Here is a 13965-nt window from a genome sequence, read left to right as displayed (position 1 = left end):
CAACGTAGCCCGCGATGCCGTTCGTACACCTGTTGAGCGGGCGCCGCGCCCCTCGTGCCGCTACCGCTGTGCGGTCGCCCAGGCGTGCTGGGCCGCCAGGTCCGTCTTCACCTCGGCGAGCTGCACGGCGACTGCGGAGGGCGCGGTACCGCCCCGGCCGTTACGGGAGGCGAGGGCGCCGCGCACGTTGAGGACGGTGCGGACCTCCGGGGTGAGGTGCTCGGAGATCTTCGCGAACTGCTCGTCGGTGAGCTGGTCCAGCTCGATGCCGTGCTGCTCGCACTCCTTGACGCACTCGCCCGCGACCTCGTGCGCGACCCGGAACGGGACGCCCTGCTTGACCAGCCACTCGGCGATGTCGGTGGCGAGCGAGAAGCCGGCCGGGGCCAGCTCCTCCATGCGCTCCCGGTTGACGGTGAGCGTGGCCATCATGCCGGTGAAGGCGGGCAGCAGGACTTCGAGCTGGTCGCAGGAGTCGAAGACCGGCTCCTTGTCCTCCTGGAGGTCGCGGTTGTACGCGAGCGGCAGGGCCTTCAGCGTGGCCATCAGGCCCGTCAGGTTGCCGATCAGACGGCCGGACTTGCCGCGCGCCAGCTCGGCGATGTCCGGGTTCTTCTTCTGCGGCATGATCGACGAGCCGGTGGAGAAGGCGTCGTGCAGGGTGACGAAGGAGAACTCCTTCGTGTTCCAGATGATGACCTCCTCCGCGATCCGGGAGAGGTTGACGCCGATCATCGCGGTGATGAAGGCGAATTCGGCGACGAAGTCCCGCGAGGCCGTGCCGTCGATGGAGTTGGCCACCGAGCCGTGCTCGAAGCCGAGGTCGGCGGCGACCGCCTCCGGGTCGAGGCCGAGCGAGGACCCGGCGAGCGCTCCGGAGCCGTACGGGGACACGGCGGTCCGCTCGTCCCACTGGCGCAGCCGCTCGGCGTCCCGGGTCAGGGACTGGACGTGGGCCAGCACATGGTGGGCGAAGAGGACGGGCTGGGCGTGCTGGAGGTGCGTACGGCCGGGCATGGCCACCTCCGGGTGTGCCTCGGCGAGACCGACCAGGGCGTCCTGGAGGTCGGCGATCAGCGAGCCGATGATCCGGGCGTGGTCGCGCAGGTACATCCGGAAGAGCGTGGCGATCTGGTCGTTGCGGGACCGGCCGGCCCGCAGCTTGCCGCCCAGGTCGGGGCCGAGACGCTCCAGCAGGCCGCGCTCCAGCGCGGTGTGGACGTCCTCGTCGGCGATGGTGCCGGTGAAGGATCCGTCGGCGACGTCGGCTTCGAGCCGGTCGAGACCGGCGGTCATCCGGGTCAGTTCGTCCTCGGTGAGCAGGCCCGCCTTGTTGAGGACACGCGCGTGGGCGCGGGAGCCGGCGATGTCGTACGGCGCGAGCCGCCAGTCGAAGTGGACGGACGCGGACAGCTTGGCCAGCGCCTCGGCCGGGCCGTCGGCGAAGCGGGCGCCCCAGAGGCGTACGTCGCTGTTGCCGTTGCCGGTGCCGTTGCTCACTGCGTGCTCCTCGGAGAACAAGGGGGTGGATGTGCGACCGCCTCCCCGCCGCGAAGGAACGGGGAGGCGGTGACGTAACAGGTGGCGGTCAGACCAGGTCACGCTTGGCGGCGATCTTCGACGAGAGGCCGAAGATCTCGATGAAGCCCTGCGCCTTGGACTGGTCGAACGTGTCGCCCGAGTCGTAGGTGGCGAGGTTGAAGTCGTACAGCGACTGCTCGGACCTGCGGCCCGTGACGACGGCGCGGCCGGCGTGCAGGGTCATCCGGATGTCACCGGTGACGTGCTGGTTGGCCTCGTTGATGAAGCCGTCCAGGGCGCGCTTGAGCGGGGAGAACCACAGGCCGTCGTAGACCATCTCGCCCCAGCGCTGCTCGACCTGCCGCTTGTAGCGGGCCAGTTCGCGCTCGACGGTGACGTTCTCCAGCTCCTGGTGGGCGGTGATCAGGGCGATCGCGCCGGGAGCCTCGTACACCTCGCGGGACTTGATGCCCACGAGCCGGTCCTCGACGATGTCGATCCGGCCGACGCCCTGGCCGCCGGCCCGCTCGTTGAGCTGCTGGATCGCCTGGAGCACGGTGACCGGCTTGCCGTCGATGGCGACCGGGACGCCCTCCTTGAAGGAGATGACGACCTCGTCGGCCTCGCGCACGGCGGCCGGGTTCTCGGTGTACTCGTAGATGTCCTCGATCGGCGCGTTCCAGATGTCCTCCAGGAAGCCCGTCTCGACGGCGCGCCCGAAGACGTTCTGGTCGATGGAGTACGGGGACTTCTTGGTGGTCGCGATCGGGAGGTCCTTCGCCTCGCAGAAGGCGATCGCCTTGTCCCGGGTCATCGCGTAGTCACGGACCGGGGCGATGCACTTCAGGTCGGGGCCGAGGGCCGAGATACCGGCCTCGAAGCGGACCTGGTCGTTGCCCTTGCCGGTGCAGCCGTGGGCGACGACGCCCGCGTTGTGCTTCTTCGCGGCGGCGACGAGGTGCTTGACGATGGTCGGCCGGGAGAGGGCGGAGACCAGCGGGTAGCGGTCCATGTAGAGGGCGTTGGCCTTGATCGCGGGGAGGCAGTACTCCTCGGCGAACTCGTCCTTCGCGTCCGCGACCTCGGCTTCGACGGCACCGCAGGCGAGCGCGCGCTTGCGGATGACGTCCAGGTCCTCGCCGCCCTGGCCGACGTCCACGGCAACGGCGATGACCTCGGCGCCCGTCTCCTCGGCGATCCAGCCGATGGCGACGGAGGTGTCCAGGCCGCCCGAGTAGGCGAGTACGACGCGCTCGGTCACGGGTTTCTCCTTACGGTGCAATCACTGATGGGTATAACTATGCAGTCCTCCGTATGCTTTGTCAAAACCGCTGGTCAGGGGCGTACGGCGGGGATGCGTCGTGTCGCATCCCTCGGCAGGCGGGCCTTCATCCCTCGGCAGGCGAGCCTTCGCCGCCGATACTCGACGCCATGGGAAAGACATATGAACGCATCGACGGACGGCTGAGGACCTTCATCGAGGAGCAGCCCCTGTTCTTCACGGCGACCGCTCCCCTGGACGCCGACGGCACGGTCAACCTCTCCCCCAAGGGCGTCAGCGGCTCGTTCGCCGTGGTCGACGAACGGACCGTGGCCTACCTGGACTTCGCCGGGAGCAACGCGGAGACCATCGCCCACCTGCGCGAGAACGGGCGCATCACGCTGATGTGGTGCGCCTTCCAGGGGCCGCCCAACATCGTGCGGGTACACGGCCGCGGTGAGCCGGTCTTCCGCGACGACCCGCGGTTCACCGGACTCCTGGACCACTTCCCCGGTGTCGACCCCACCCCGCACGGGCTGCGCGCGATCATCGTCGTGCGGGCCGAACTGATCCGGGACACCTGCGGATTCGCGGTGCCCCACCTCTCGTACGACCAGGACCGCTCGCTGCACGCGGACCGGTTCCGGCGCGAGGACGACGAGAGCCTCAGCGCGTACTTCGAGAAGAAGCCGGACATCGCCACGAGCATCGACGGGCTGCCGGGGCTCCCCCTCCCGCTGCCGCCGATGGCGCCGACGGCGGCGCCGCCCGGGCGATGAGCGACTGGGCCGTACGGAGCAGGCCCGGTGGGGCCGCCGCACCGGGCGCCGTACGGTCCGGACCATGCGCGTTTCTCTGGTGACCGGTGGAGTACTGCTCGCCCTGCTGGGCTCGGTCGCGGCCCGGCCCGACGACGGGCCGCCGCTCCCCGCACGGCTGGCCGACACCGGCGGCGGCAGCCAGCTGATCACGGCCGAGGCCCCGGAGGCGGGCTCCACCACCGGCACGGTGACCTGGTGGGAGCGGCGACGGGGCGGCTGGCTGGCGGCGGGTTCGGCACCGGCCCGGTTCGGCGCGAACGGGCTCGCCGAGGGCCGTACGCGCGAGCAGGGCACGAACACCACGCCCACCGGGCTGTACGACCTCCCGTACGCCTTCGGGATCAAGGAGCCCGCACCGGGGACGGCGTACCCCTACCGGCGCGTCAACGACCGCTCCTGGTGGTGCCAGGACAACGCGGCACGGGCCTACAACCGCTGGGTGGAACCGCGGCCCGCGGACTGCCGGGCGGACGAGGCCGAGCATCTGGTCACGTACACCGCCCAGTACGCCCGTGCCCTGGTCATCGGCTTCAACTACGCCCGGCCGGTACGGGGCCGGGGCGCCGGGATCTTCCTGCATGTGAACGGGCGCGGTGCGACCGCCGGCTGCGTTTCCGTACCGGCGGCCGCGATGGACCGGATCCTGGCCTGGGCGAACCCGGCCCGCCGCCCGCACATCGCGATCGGGACCGCCTCGGGACCGACCGCGATCACCCGCTACTGAGGGCTGTCCCGTAGGCCGTGTCCGCAAGGTTCCGCCCGGCCGGTCCGGACGGAAGGGCCTGGACCGGCCGGGGGGGGCGCCGGACCGGACGAGAAGGCCCCGGACGGAAGGCCCCGGTTCAGCGGTCGTTCTGGGCCAGTCGCAGCAGATGGTCCGCGAGGGCCTGGCCGCCGTTCGGGTCGCGGCTGATCAGCATCAGGGTGTCGTCACCCGCGATGGTGCCGAGAATGGCCTGGAGTTCGGCCTGGTCGATGGCCGAGGCGAGGAACTGAGCCGCGCCCGGCGGTGTGCGCAGCACCACGAGGTTGGCCGAGGCCTCCGCCGAGATGAGGAGTTCGGAGGAGAGCCTGCGCATCCGCTCCTCCTTGGCGGAGCCGCCCAGCGGCGCCTGCGGGGTACGGAATCCGCCCTCGCTCGGCACCGCGTAGATCAGCTCGCCGCCGGTGTTGCGGATCTTGACCGCGCCCAGCTCGTCGAGGTCCCGGGAGAGCGTCGCCTGGGTGACGCTCAGCCCGTCGTCGGCCAGCAGCTTGGCCAGCTGGCTCTGGGAGCGCACCGGCTGCCGGTTCAGGATGTCCACGATCCGGCGGTGGCGGGCCGTGCGGGTCTGCGGCACGGACGGCCCGCCGTGCTCGGATTCCTGCGCCTCGGTCATCGTCGTCGCCTCATTCTCCGGACCGTCATGCTCCGGATCGTCCGTCCCCGTATGCCGCGTCGAGAGCGCCCGGCAGAATCCGCAGGAACGCGTCCACCTCTTCGTCACCGATGATCAGCGGCGGCATGAGCCGTACGACATCGGGGGCGGGCGCGTTCACCAGGAGACCGGCTCCCTGGGCCGCCTGCTGCACCTGTGGTGCGAGGGGTCCGGTGAGCACGATACCCAGCAGCAGTCCCGAGCCGCGGACATGGGAGACCAGGGGGTGTTGGAGTCCCTCGACCCCCTCCCGGATCCGCTCGCCGAGCCGCTTCACGTTGTCCAGGGTGCCGTCGGCGGCGAGGGTGTCCAGGACGGCGAGCCCGGCGGCGCAGGCGATCGGGTTGCCGCCGAACGTCGTGCCGTGCTGGCCGGGCTTGAGCAGGTCGGCCGCCGGTCCGAACGCGACGGCGGCGCCGATCGGCAGTCCGCCGCCGAGACCCTTGGCGAGGGTGACGACGTCGGGCTCGACACCCTGGTGGGCCTGGTGCTCGAACCAGTGGCCGCAGCGGCCGATGCCGGTCTGCACCTCGTCCAGGACGAGCAGGGTGCCGGTGGCCCGGGTGATCTCCCGGGCGGCCTCCAGATAGCCCTTGGGCGGCACGACCACGCCGTTCTCGCCCTGGACGGGCTCGATGATCAGCAGGGCCGTGTCGGTGGTCACCGCGGACCGCAGCGCCGCCACGTCCCCGTACGGGACATGGGTGACGTCGCCGGGCAGCGGCAGGAAGGGCTCGCGCTTCGCCGGCTGGCCGGTGAGGGCGAGCGCGCCCATCGTCCGGCCGTGGAAGCCGCCGTCGGTGGCGACCATGTGGGTGCGTCCGGTGAGCCGGCCGATCTTGAAGGCGGCCTCGTTGGCCTCGGCGCCGGAGTTGGAGAAGTAGACGCGGCCGGGCCGGCCGAAGAGCTGGAGCAGCCGTTCGGCGAGCGCGACGGGCGGTTCGGCGATGAAGAGGTTGGAGACATGCCCGAGGGCGGCGACCTGCGTGGAGACGGCCTCGACGACGGCGGGGTGGGCGTGGCCCAGCGCGTTCACCGCGATGCCGCCGACGAAGTCGAGGTACTCGGTGCCGTCCGCGTCCCAGAGGCGGGCGCCGGAGCCGCGGGCCAGGGACAGCGCGGGGGTGCCGTAGTTGTCCATGAGCGCGCCCTGCCACCGCTGCGAAAGCCCGGCGTTGGTCATGCTTCCCCCTGCGTCGCGTGCTGTGCGTCGGGCACGACCATCGTGCCGATTCCCTCGTCGGTGAAGATCTCCAGCAGGATCGAGTGCTGGACCCGGCCGTCGATGACCCGGGCGGTCTCGACACCGTTGCGTACGGCGTGCAGGCAGCCCCGCATCTTGGGGACCATGCCGCTGGAGAGGTCGGGCAGCAGCTTCTCCAGCTCGGTCGCGGTGAGGCGGCTGATCACGTCGTCGCTGTTGGGCCAGTCCTCGTAGAGGCCCTCGACATCGGTGAGGACCATCAGCGTCTCGGCGTTCAGCGCGGCGGCGAGCGCGGCGGCCGCGGTGTCGGCGTTGACGTTGTAGACGTGGTTGTCGTCGGCGGAGCGGGCGATGGAGGAGATGACCGGGATGCGGCCGTCGTCCAGCAGTGCCTGGACGGCCCCGGTGTCGATCGCGGTGATCTCGCCGACCCGGCCGATGTCGACGAGTTCGCCGTCGATGGTGGGCCGGTGCTGGGTGGCGGTGATGGTGTGGGCGTCCTCGCCGGTCATGCCGACGGCGAGCGGGCCGTGCTGGTTGAGCAGCCCCACGAGTTCGCGCTGGACCTGTCCGGCCAGGACCATCCGTACGACGTCCATCGCCTCGGGCGTGGTGACGCGCAGACCGGCCTTGAACTCGCTGACCAGGCCCTGCTTGTCCAGCTGGGCAGTGATCTGCGGGCCGCCGCCGTGCACGACGACGGGCTTGAGACCGGCGTGCCGCAGGAAGACGACGTCCTGGGCGAAGGCGGCCTTCAGCTCCTCGTCGATCATGGCGTTGCCGCCGAACTTGATGACGACGGTCCGGCCGTGGTGCCGGGTCAGCCAGGGCAGCGCCTCGATGAGGATCTGCGCCTTCGGCAGTGCGGTGTGCTTGCGGGCAGTGCTCATGAGCTGTACGCGCTGTTCTCGTGGACGTAGTCCGCGGTGAGGTCGTTGGCCCAGATGACGGCCGATTCGGTGCCCTCGGCGAGGTCGGCGGTGATCGTGACCTCCCGGTAGCGCATGTCGACGAGGTCGCGGTCCTCGCCGACGCCACCGGCCCGGCAGACCCAGACACCGTTGATGGCGACGTTCAGCCGGTCGGGCTCGAAAGCGGCCTTCGTCGTACCGATCGCGGACAGGACACGGCCCCAGTTGGGGTCCTCACCGTGGATGGCGCACTTGAGGAGGTTGTTACGGGCGATGGAGCGGCCCACCTCGACGGCGTCGTCCTCGGTCGCGGCGTTGATCACCTCGATCCGGATGTCCTTGGAGGCACCCTCGGCGTCGCCGATCAGCTGGCGGGCGAGATCGGCGCAGACGGTCCGTACGGCCTCGGCGAACTCGGCCCGCTCCGGGGTGATTCCGCTCGCCCCCGAGGCGAGCAGCAGCACGGTGTCGTTGGTGGACATGCAGCCGTCGGAGTCGACCCGGTCGAAGGTGGTGCGGGTGGCGTCGCGCAGCGCGGAGTCGAGACCCGCGGCGTCCACGTCGGCGTCCGTGGTGAGGACGACGAGCATGGTGGCGAGGCCGGGGGCGAGCATGCCCGCGCCCTTGGCCATACCGCCGACGGTCCAGCCCTCGCCGCCCGCGACGGCCGTCTTGTGCACGGTGTCGGTGGTCTTGATGGCGATGGCGGCCTTCTCGCCGCCGTACTCGCTGAGGGACGCGGCTGCCTTCTCGATGCCCGGCAGGAGCTTGTCCATCGGGAGCAGCAGGCCGATGAGTCCGGTCGAGGCGACCGCGATCTCGCCCGCGCTGTGTCCTTCGAGGACCTCGGCGGCCTTCTCGGCGGTGGCGTGGGTGTCCTGGAAGCCCTGGGGTCCCGTACAGGCGTTGGCACCACCGGAGTTGAGGACGACGGCGGTGACCTCGCCGCCCTTGAGCACCTGCTCCGACCAGAGGACGGGGGCGGCCTTGACGCGATTGGAGGTGAAGACGCCCGCGGCGGCGCGACGCGGCCCGTTGTTGACCACCAGGGCCAGGTCGGGGTTACCGCTCTCCTTGATTCCGGCGGCGATGCCCGCCGCCGAGAACCCTTGTGCTGCCGTGACGCTCACGGTGCCACTCCGATCGTGGAAAGACCTGTGCTCTCGGGGAGTCCGAGCGCGATGTTCATGCTCTGCAGGGCGCCGCCCGCGGTGCCCTTGGCGAGGTTGTCGATGGCGCTGATCGCGATGATCCGGCCGGCCGCCTCGTCGTACGCGACCTGGATCTGTACGGCGTTGGAGCCGTACACGGACGCGGTGGCGGGCCACTGGCCCTCGGGGAGGAGATCGACGAACGGCTCGTCCGCGAACGCCTTCTCGTAGGCGCCGCGCACGGCCCCGGCGTCGACGCCCGGCTTCGCCTTCGCGCTGCACGTGGCGAGGATGCCGCGGGGCATGGGCGCGAGGGTCGGTGTGAAGGAGACGGTGACCGGAGTACCGGCGGCGGCGCTGAGGTTCTGGATCATCTCCGGCGTGTGCCGGTGGACACCGCCGACGCCGTACGGGGTCATGTTGCCCATCACCTCGGAGCCCAGCAGATGAGGCTTGGCCGCCTTGCCCGCGCCGGAGGTGCCGGACGCGGCGACGACGACCGCCTCGGGCTCGGCGAGCCGGGCCGCGTACGCCGGGAAGAGCGCGAGGGAGACGGCGGTCGGGTAACACCCGGGCACGGCGATGCGCTTGGCGCCGTCCAGCGCCACGCGGGCGCCGGGCAGCTCGGGCAGACCGTAGGGCCATGTCCCGGCGTGCGGCGAACCGTAGAATTTCTCCCAGTCGGCGGCGTCCTCCAGCCGGAAGTCGGCGCCCATGTCGACCACGAGGACGTCATCGCCGAGCTGCTCGGCCACCGCGGCGGACTGGCCGTGCGGCAGGGCCAGGAAGACCACGTCGTGCCCGGCGAGCACCTCGGCGGTGGTGGGCCGGAGCACCCGGTCGGCGAGCGGCCGCAGGTGTGGTTGCAGCGAGCCGAGCGACTGCCCCGCGTTGGAGTGGCCCGTGAGGGCGCCGATCTCGACCTCGGGGTGGACCAGCAGGAGGCGGAGCAGCTCCCCGCCGGCGTATCCGCTTGCCCCTGCTACCGCTGCACGTACCACCATCGATATCCTCCTCGTCGATGGCATGACTATACGCAGTGCTGCACTTTTATGCAAAGAAGAAGCGTGCTGCTCCCGGAGCATGAACGTTACGGCCCGGACTCCGGAGATCGAAATCCCGGCCGGTGCGGTCGCACAGGTGCGCACAAGCGGATGCGATCTGCCGCATCTTGATGCGCGGGTCGACATCGGGCTCGTGGGTGAAGGGCGCCTGGTGGCCGCGAACGTGGCACCTTCGCGAGTCGGCTGAAGATGTTCGACGGCTGGGACGGGAGCCCGTTCAGCCCCCTGTGCGGGAAACAACAAAAGGCAAGGAGTAACGACTCCTTGCCACTCTCAAGGTATAGCCCACCGGGGGGCTTGCGGCAAGGCCCCGGTCGTACCGCAGAATGATCGGCCAAGGCCGGAACCTGCGGAAATGACAGATCCACGAGTTATGCGCGGTTTTGTCGATGTATGGGCTGCGCGGGACTATCGAACCGCCGGAGCGACTCGCGTCGCGGTCTCGGTCTCGGTCACCACGGGTGCGGGTGTGCGTGCCGCCGGACCGCGCGGAGCTGCCGGCCGAATTCCACTCTTGTTGAATGGGGCGTTCTGATGATTGACGTGATCGTGGTCGGCGGCGGACCGACCGGCTTGATGCTGGCCAGTGAGCTGAGGCTGGCCGGAGTGCACGTGGTCGTACTGGAGAAGCTGGCCGAACCGACGAAGGAGTCCCGCGGGCAGGGCCTCCACGCCCGCAGCGTCGAGATCATGGACCAGCGCGGCCTGCTGGAGCGGTTCCTCGCGGTCAGTGAGAAGTTCCAGGTCGGCGGTCTCTTCGGCGGCATCATGAAGCCGTGGCCCGACCGGTTGGACACGGCGCACCCGTACGGCCTCGCCACTCCGCAGCCGGTCAGCGAGCGACTGCTCAACGCACGGGCCCTCGAACTCGGTACCGAGATCCGGCGCGGCTGCGAAGTGGCCGGGCTGAGTCAGGACGAGGAGGGGGTGACCGTCGAGCTGGCGGACGGCACGCACCTGCGCTCGCGCTACCTCGTCGGGTGCGACGGAGGCCGCAGCACGGTGCGCAAGCAGCTCGGCGTCGGTTTCCCCGGCGAGCCCTCGACGGTCGAGACGCTCCTCGGCGAGATGGAGGTGACCGAGGATCCGGCGACGATCGCCGCCGTCGTCGAGGAAGTCCGCAGGACCCAGCTGAGGTTCGGCGTCGCCCACGGCGAGGACGGGGTGTGCCGCATCGTCGTGCCCGCCGACGGGGTGTCCGAGGACCGTACGACCGCGACGACCCTCGAAGAGTTCAAGCGGCAACTGCGGGCGGTCGCCGGCACCGACTTCGGCGCGCACTCGCCGCGCTGGCTGTCCCGGTTCGGCGACGCCACCCGGCAGGCCGAGCACTACCGGGTCGGCCGGGTGCTGCTGGCCGGCGACGCGGCGCACGTCCACCCGCCGACCGGCGGGCAGGGAATGAACCTCGGCGTGCAGGACGCGTTCAACCTCGGCTGGAAACTGGCCGCCGAGGTCAATGGCTGGGCACCGGAGGGGCTGCTCGACAGCTACCACGCCGAACGCCACCCGGTGGGCGCCCGCGTGCTGGACAACACCCGGGCGCAGATCACCCTGTTGGGGACCGATCCGGGTGCGACCGCGCTGCGGGAGCTGTTCTCGAAGCTGATGGACTTCGAGGAGGTGAACCGGTACGTGACCGGGATGATCACCGCGGTGGAGGTCCGCTACGACTTCGGCGAGGGCCACGAACTGCTCGGCCGGCGGATGCGGGACGTGGGGCTGAAGCGGGGGCGCCTCTACGAGCTGATGCACGACGGCCGCGGGCTGCTGCTCGACCGGACCGGCCGGCTGTCGGTGACGGGATGGGCGGACCGGGTCGACCATGTCGTCGACGTCAGCGAGGAGCTGGACGCGCCCGCCGTACTGCTGCGGCCCGACGGCCACGTGGCGTGGGTCGGTGACGATCAGCAGGATCTGATCGACCGGCTGCCCCAGTGGTTCGGCGCCGCCACCTCCTGAGCGCACGGTCGCGGCCCGGAAGGGCGGGACCTGTACGCGGGGCGCCGGCCGTCCACACCCGCCGCGATGAACCGCGGCCGCTCGTCCGCGCCCTGTGGGAGGGCGGCGGCGAGGCCATCCGTACGGAGCTGGTCGCGTTCCCCGCCTCGCCGCGTCTCGCCTCCTCGCCGGCAGGGTCGCCCGACGGATCGCGGAGGCTGCCAGGCTGACCGGCCGCCCAGCTGTCCAGCCACCCGCTGTCCGACCTGCTCGGCCGACACGCTTCCGACACGACCCTGCTCGCCCTCGTGTTCGCCGGGCCCACCGGGCAACCCGTGCGGTTCCGGAGGTCTACCGGGCCATCGGCGGCACCGGGTCGCGTCCGAGGAATGCCACGAACCGGTCCATCGCCGACGCGTCCTCGGCCACGGGAACGATCTCGCCGAACGCCATGCCCTCGCCCCGGAACTGCGGCGGGAGCGTGGCGTGTGCGCGGGTCAGGACGGCCGTCGCCTCCTCCTCGGTGAAGGGGACCGGCTGCCCGGTGGCGACCGCCAGGTCCCAGCCGTGGGTCAGGTACTCCATGAGGGTCATGTTGAACACCTGCTCGGCCGGCATCTCACGGCCTGTGACGGGGACCTCGCGGTCGAAGCCGTACTTCTTCCATCCGGACACCACGCCCGCCGCGGCTTCACGGAACTCGGCCGCCGGGTCGGCGCCGCAGCGGTGGTTCGCGGCGTCACCCTCGTACGTACGCCCGTGGCTGCCCGCCTCGAACACGAGGATCCACCCGCCGATGTGACGGATCAGAGTCCCGACGTCGTACGCGTCGCACGGCGTGGGGAGACTCAGCTGGTCGGCGCCGACACCGCCGATGACGTCGGCGGTCTTGGACAGGACGCCCTCAAGCAGATCGACTTCATTCATGTCCGGAGTGTAGGAGCGGACGCGGCGCTACCGCCGGTGGGGGCGAAATGAGGTGCGGTCCAGGGACCCGTACGGGAAAATGACGCCCTCCCGTACGGCGGGCCATCGCCCCGGCCCTGGCGTCAGGCGGTCACGCGGTCACGCGGTCAGGCGGTCAGGCGGTCAGGCCATACGGCCGTGTGCGGTACGGGGCCCCTGAGCCAAGGAAGAGATCACCATGACGTCCCTTCACGACCGGGCACTTCTGCTCCGCTCGCTGCACGTGCCCGGCAGGCCCCTCGTGCTGCCCAACGCCTGGGACGTGGCCTCCGCGCGACTCGTCGAGGCGGCCGGAGCCGCGGCCGTCGCCACCACCAGCGCGGGCGTCGCCTGGTCGCTGGGATCGGCCGACGGCGACCGGCTGGACCGCGATGCCGCCCTCGCTCTCATCTCCCGTATCGCCGCCGCGGTGAGCGTCCCCGTCACCGCCGACATCGAGAGCGGCTTCGCCCGTACCCCCGCGGAACTGGCCGACACCGTACAGGGCGTGCTCGACGCCGGTGCCGTCGGAATCAATCTTGAGGACTCCCTCCGCTCCGGCGCACAACCGTTGCGGCGGCCGGCCGAGCAGGCCGCTCGCATCGCGGCCGCGCGAGCCGCCGCGGACGCCGCGGGCGTGCCGCTCTTCCTCAACGCCCGGATCGACACCCACCGGCTGCACCCCACGGATCCCGACTCCTGGTTCAAGGAGACCATGGACCGGGCCCGCGCCTACGTCGAGGCGGGCGCGGACGGGGTGTTCGTCCTGGGGACCTTCGACGAGGCGACCGTATCGGCCCTGGCCGACGGGGTACCGGGCCCGCTGAACCTGCTGACCGGACCGGGCGCGCTCCCGGTCCCCACGCTGGCGAAGCTCGGCGTGGCACGGATCAGTGCGGGCTCCGCGATCGCCGAGGCCGCCTACGCCCTGGTCGACCGCAGCGCGCGTGAACTCCTCACCTCCGGTACGAGCACGGCGCTGGCCGACGGCCTCGACTACGGCACGCTCAATGCCACGATGCCGGGCCGGCCGCCCACTCCCCCACCGGCGTAGCGCACCCGGATCGCTTCCGGCGCGCACGGTCTCTCACGCGCCGAGGCTCCAGGCGGGGAAGTCCGCGCGAGCCGCCAGCGCGGTCAGCTCCCCGGCCCGTGCGGCGCGCAGACACACCACCGGATAGCAGTCCGACTCGATGTCGAGGACGGCCAGCGCCGCGCCGACCTCCCGGTAGTGGCGGCCGCAGGCGTCCAGGAACTCGGCGGTCGGCAGGAGCATCTCATCGGCGTCGAAGAGCACCCAGGGGTCCACGGACGGACGGGACGCGAGACCGGTCAACCGGGCCCGTATCTCTGTGGAGTCCTCTTTCCAGTCGAACTCCGCGAGCAGCCGGTGCTCTTCGAGCGCGTCGATGAGCGCTATCCAGGCGAGGTTGGGGACGGGTTCCTCGATACCCCGGTCCTCCAGCCGGTCCGCGTGGTCACGCACATAGCCGCCGGGGTCGACGTGGGCGCGCAGCACCCGTTCGGCGACTGCCGGGCTGTCGGGCGCCAGCAGCGAGGCGATGGCTTCCAGGGACGGGGCGACGGCGTCGGTGCCGGACATGATGTGCACTCCTTCGACAGCCGCGCGACTGCGGCCGGTACACGGCGCGCCCTGTTCGGCGTCCTTGTGGCACCCTCCCACGGGGGTACGACAACGAGCCGCGGGACCAAGCCGGGTGCCGGGCG

The 13965-nt window shown here is 71.0% G+C and carries 13 protein-coding genes; 4 read left to right on the top strand and 9 right to left on the bottom strand.

What is annotated here, in order from left to right; genetic code table 11:
• Positions 1 to 60 precede the first annotated feature (60 nt).
• Positions 61 to 1500: an argininosuccinate lyase gene (gene argH, locus OG413_RS24645; RefSeq protein WP_266808848.1), complete on the bottom strand. Its 1440-nt coding sequence runs from the start codon at positions 1498 to 1500 to the stop codon at positions 61 to 63.
• Positions 1501 to 1588: 88 nt separating this feature from the next.
• Complete coding sequence (locus tag OG413_RS24640) at positions 1589 to 2782, bottom strand: argininosuccinate synthase (protein ID WP_266808847.1); 1194 nt, start codon at positions 2780 to 2782, stop codon at positions 1589 to 1591.
• Between the two features lie 170 nt (positions 2783 to 2952).
• Here OG413_RS24640 and OG413_RS24635 point away from each other — a divergent pair, with 170 nt between their 5' ends.
• Together OG413_RS24635 and OG413_RS24630 are read left to right on the top strand one after the other, a co-directional pair.
• Positions 2953 to 3561, top strand: a complete 609-nt coding sequence (locus tag OG413_RS24635; RefSeq protein ID WP_266808845.1) for a pyridoxamine 5'-phosphate oxidase family protein — start codon at positions 2953 to 2955, stop codon at positions 3559 to 3561.
• Positions 3562 to 3625: 64 nt separating this feature from the next.
• Entirely contained in the window at positions 3626 to 4327 is a 702-nt protein-coding gene (locus OG413_RS24630) for a L,D-transpeptidase (protein ID WP_266808843.1), read from the top strand.
• Between the two features lie 118 nt (positions 4328 to 4445).
• On the opposite strand, the gene OG413_RS24625 is transcribed toward OG413_RS24630, so the two are convergent.
• The 5 genes from OG413_RS24625 to argC are packed head-to-tail and all read right to left on the bottom strand — an operon-like array spanning position 4446 to position 9291.
• A complete protein-coding gene (locus OG413_RS24625; RefSeq protein WP_073729331.1) occupies positions 4446 to 4982 on the bottom strand; it encodes an arginine repressor in 537 nt (178 codons plus the stop codon).
• 25 nt (positions 4983 to 5007) lie between these two features.
• Positions 5008 to 6204 carry an acetylornithine transaminase gene (locus tag OG413_RS24620; protein ID WP_266808840.1) on the bottom strand — a complete coding sequence of 399 codons (1197 nt, stop codon included), beginning with the start codon at positions 6202 to 6204 and terminating at the stop codon, positions 5008 to 5010.
• Positions 6201 to 7115 carry an acetylglutamate kinase gene (gene argB, locus OG413_RS24615; protein WP_266808839.1) on the bottom strand — a complete coding sequence of 305 codons (915 nt, stop codon included), beginning with the start codon at positions 7113 to 7115 and terminating at the stop codon, positions 6201 to 6203. The genes OG413_RS24620 and argB overlap by 4 nt, the downstream gene beginning before the upstream one ends.
• Positions 7112 to 8266 carry a bifunctional glutamate N-acetyltransferase/amino-acid acetyltransferase ArgJ gene (gene argJ / locus OG413_RS24610; protein ID WP_266808837.1) on the bottom strand — a complete coding sequence of 385 codons (1155 nt, stop codon included), beginning with the start codon at positions 8264 to 8266 and terminating at the stop codon, positions 7112 to 7114. Before argJ ends, argB begins: the two co-directional genes overlap by 4 nt.
• The gene (argC, locus tag OG413_RS24605; protein WP_266808836.1) at positions 8263 to 9291 is read right to left on the bottom strand and encodes an N-acetyl-gamma-glutamyl-phosphate reductase; all 1029 of its coding nucleotides are present in this window, start codon (positions 9289 to 9291) and stop codon (positions 8263 to 8265) included. The genes argJ and argC overlap by 4 nt, the downstream gene beginning before the upstream one ends.
• A 594-nt stretch (positions 9292 to 9885) precedes the next feature.
• Between argC and rox the strand changes: the two genes are divergently transcribed.
• Positions 9886 to 11313, top strand: coding sequence for a rifampin monooxygenase (rox, locus tag OG413_RS24600; RefSeq protein ID WP_266808835.1), 1428 nt, complete (start codon positions 9886 to 9888; stop codon positions 11311 to 11313).
• A 330-nt stretch (positions 11314 to 11643) separates the two neighbouring features.
• Here the strand turns inward: rox and OG413_RS24595 are convergent, their stop codons facing one another.
• The gene (locus tag OG413_RS24595) at positions 11644 to 12219 is read right to left on the bottom strand and encodes a TIGR03086 family metal-binding protein (RefSeq protein WP_266808834.1); all 576 of its coding nucleotides are present in this window, start codon (positions 12217 to 12219) and stop codon (positions 11644 to 11646) included.
• A gap of 217 nt (positions 12220 to 12436) precedes the next feature.
• On the opposite strand from OG413_RS24595, the gene OG413_RS24590 reads away from it, so the two are divergent.
• The gene (locus tag OG413_RS24590; protein WP_266808833.1) at positions 12437 to 13291 is read left to right on the top strand and encodes an isocitrate lyase/phosphoenolpyruvate mutase family protein; all 855 of its coding nucleotides are present in this window, start codon (positions 12437 to 12439) and stop codon (positions 13289 to 13291) included.
• Positions 13292 to 13324: 33 nt separating this feature from the next.
• Here the strand turns inward: OG413_RS24590 and OG413_RS24585 are convergent, their stop codons facing one another.
• Positions 13325 to 13840, bottom strand: a complete 516-nt coding sequence (locus OG413_RS24585; RefSeq protein ID WP_266808831.1) for a DUF6630 family protein — start codon at positions 13838 to 13840, stop codon at positions 13325 to 13327.
• Between the last annotated feature and the right edge of the window lie 125 nt (positions 13841 to 13965).

Origin of the sequence: Streptomyces sp. NBC_01433 (assembly GCF_026340105.1) — a bacterium.
Classification (GTDB): Bacteria; Actinomycetota; Actinomycetes; order Streptomycetales; family Streptomycetaceae; genus Streptomyces.
Note: the sequence above shows the minus strand (reverse complement) of the source record. Positions and strands in the feature narration are given on the sequence as shown.

Excerpts from the sequence above, each read along its gene's own strand:
- OG413_RS24635 (WP_266808845.1), top strand. The coding sequence starts at position 2,953 with ATGGGAAAGACATATGAACGCATCGACGGACGGCTGAGGACCTTCATC.
- OG413_RS24630 (WP_266808843.1), top strand. The coding sequence starts at position 3,626 with ATGCGCGTTTCTCTGGTGACCGGTGGAGTACTGCTCGCCCTGCTGGGC.
- OG413_RS24625 (WP_073729331.1), bottom strand. The coding sequence starts at position 4,982 with ATGACCGAGGCGCAGGAATCCGAGCACGGCGGGCCGTCCGTGCCGCAG.
- OG413_RS24620 (WP_266808840.1), bottom strand. The coding sequence starts at position 6,204 with ATGACCAACGCCGGGCTTTCGCAGCGGTGGCAGGGCGCGCTCATGGAC.
- argB (WP_266808839.1), bottom strand. The coding sequence starts at position 7,115 with ATGAGCACTGCCCGCAAGCACACCGCACTGCCGAAGGCGCAGATCCTC.
- argC (WP_266808836.1), bottom strand. The coding sequence starts at position 9,291 with ATGGTGGTACGTGCAGCGGTAGCAGGGGCAAGCGGATACGCCGGCGGG.
- rox (WP_266808835.1), top strand. The coding sequence starts at position 9,886 with ATGATTGACGTGATCGTGGTCGGCGGCGGACCGACCGGCTTGATGCTG.
- OG413_RS24595 (WP_266808834.1), bottom strand. The coding sequence starts at position 12,219 with ATGAATGAAGTCGATCTGCTTGAGGGCGTCCTGTCCAAGACCGCCGAC.
- OG413_RS24590 (WP_266808833.1), top strand. The coding sequence starts at position 12,437 with ATGACGTCCCTTCACGACCGGGCACTTCTGCTCCGCTCGCTGCACGTG.
- OG413_RS24585 (WP_266808831.1), bottom strand. The coding sequence starts at position 13,840 with ATGTCCGGCACCGACGCCGTCGCCCCGTCCCTGGAAGCCATCGCCTCG.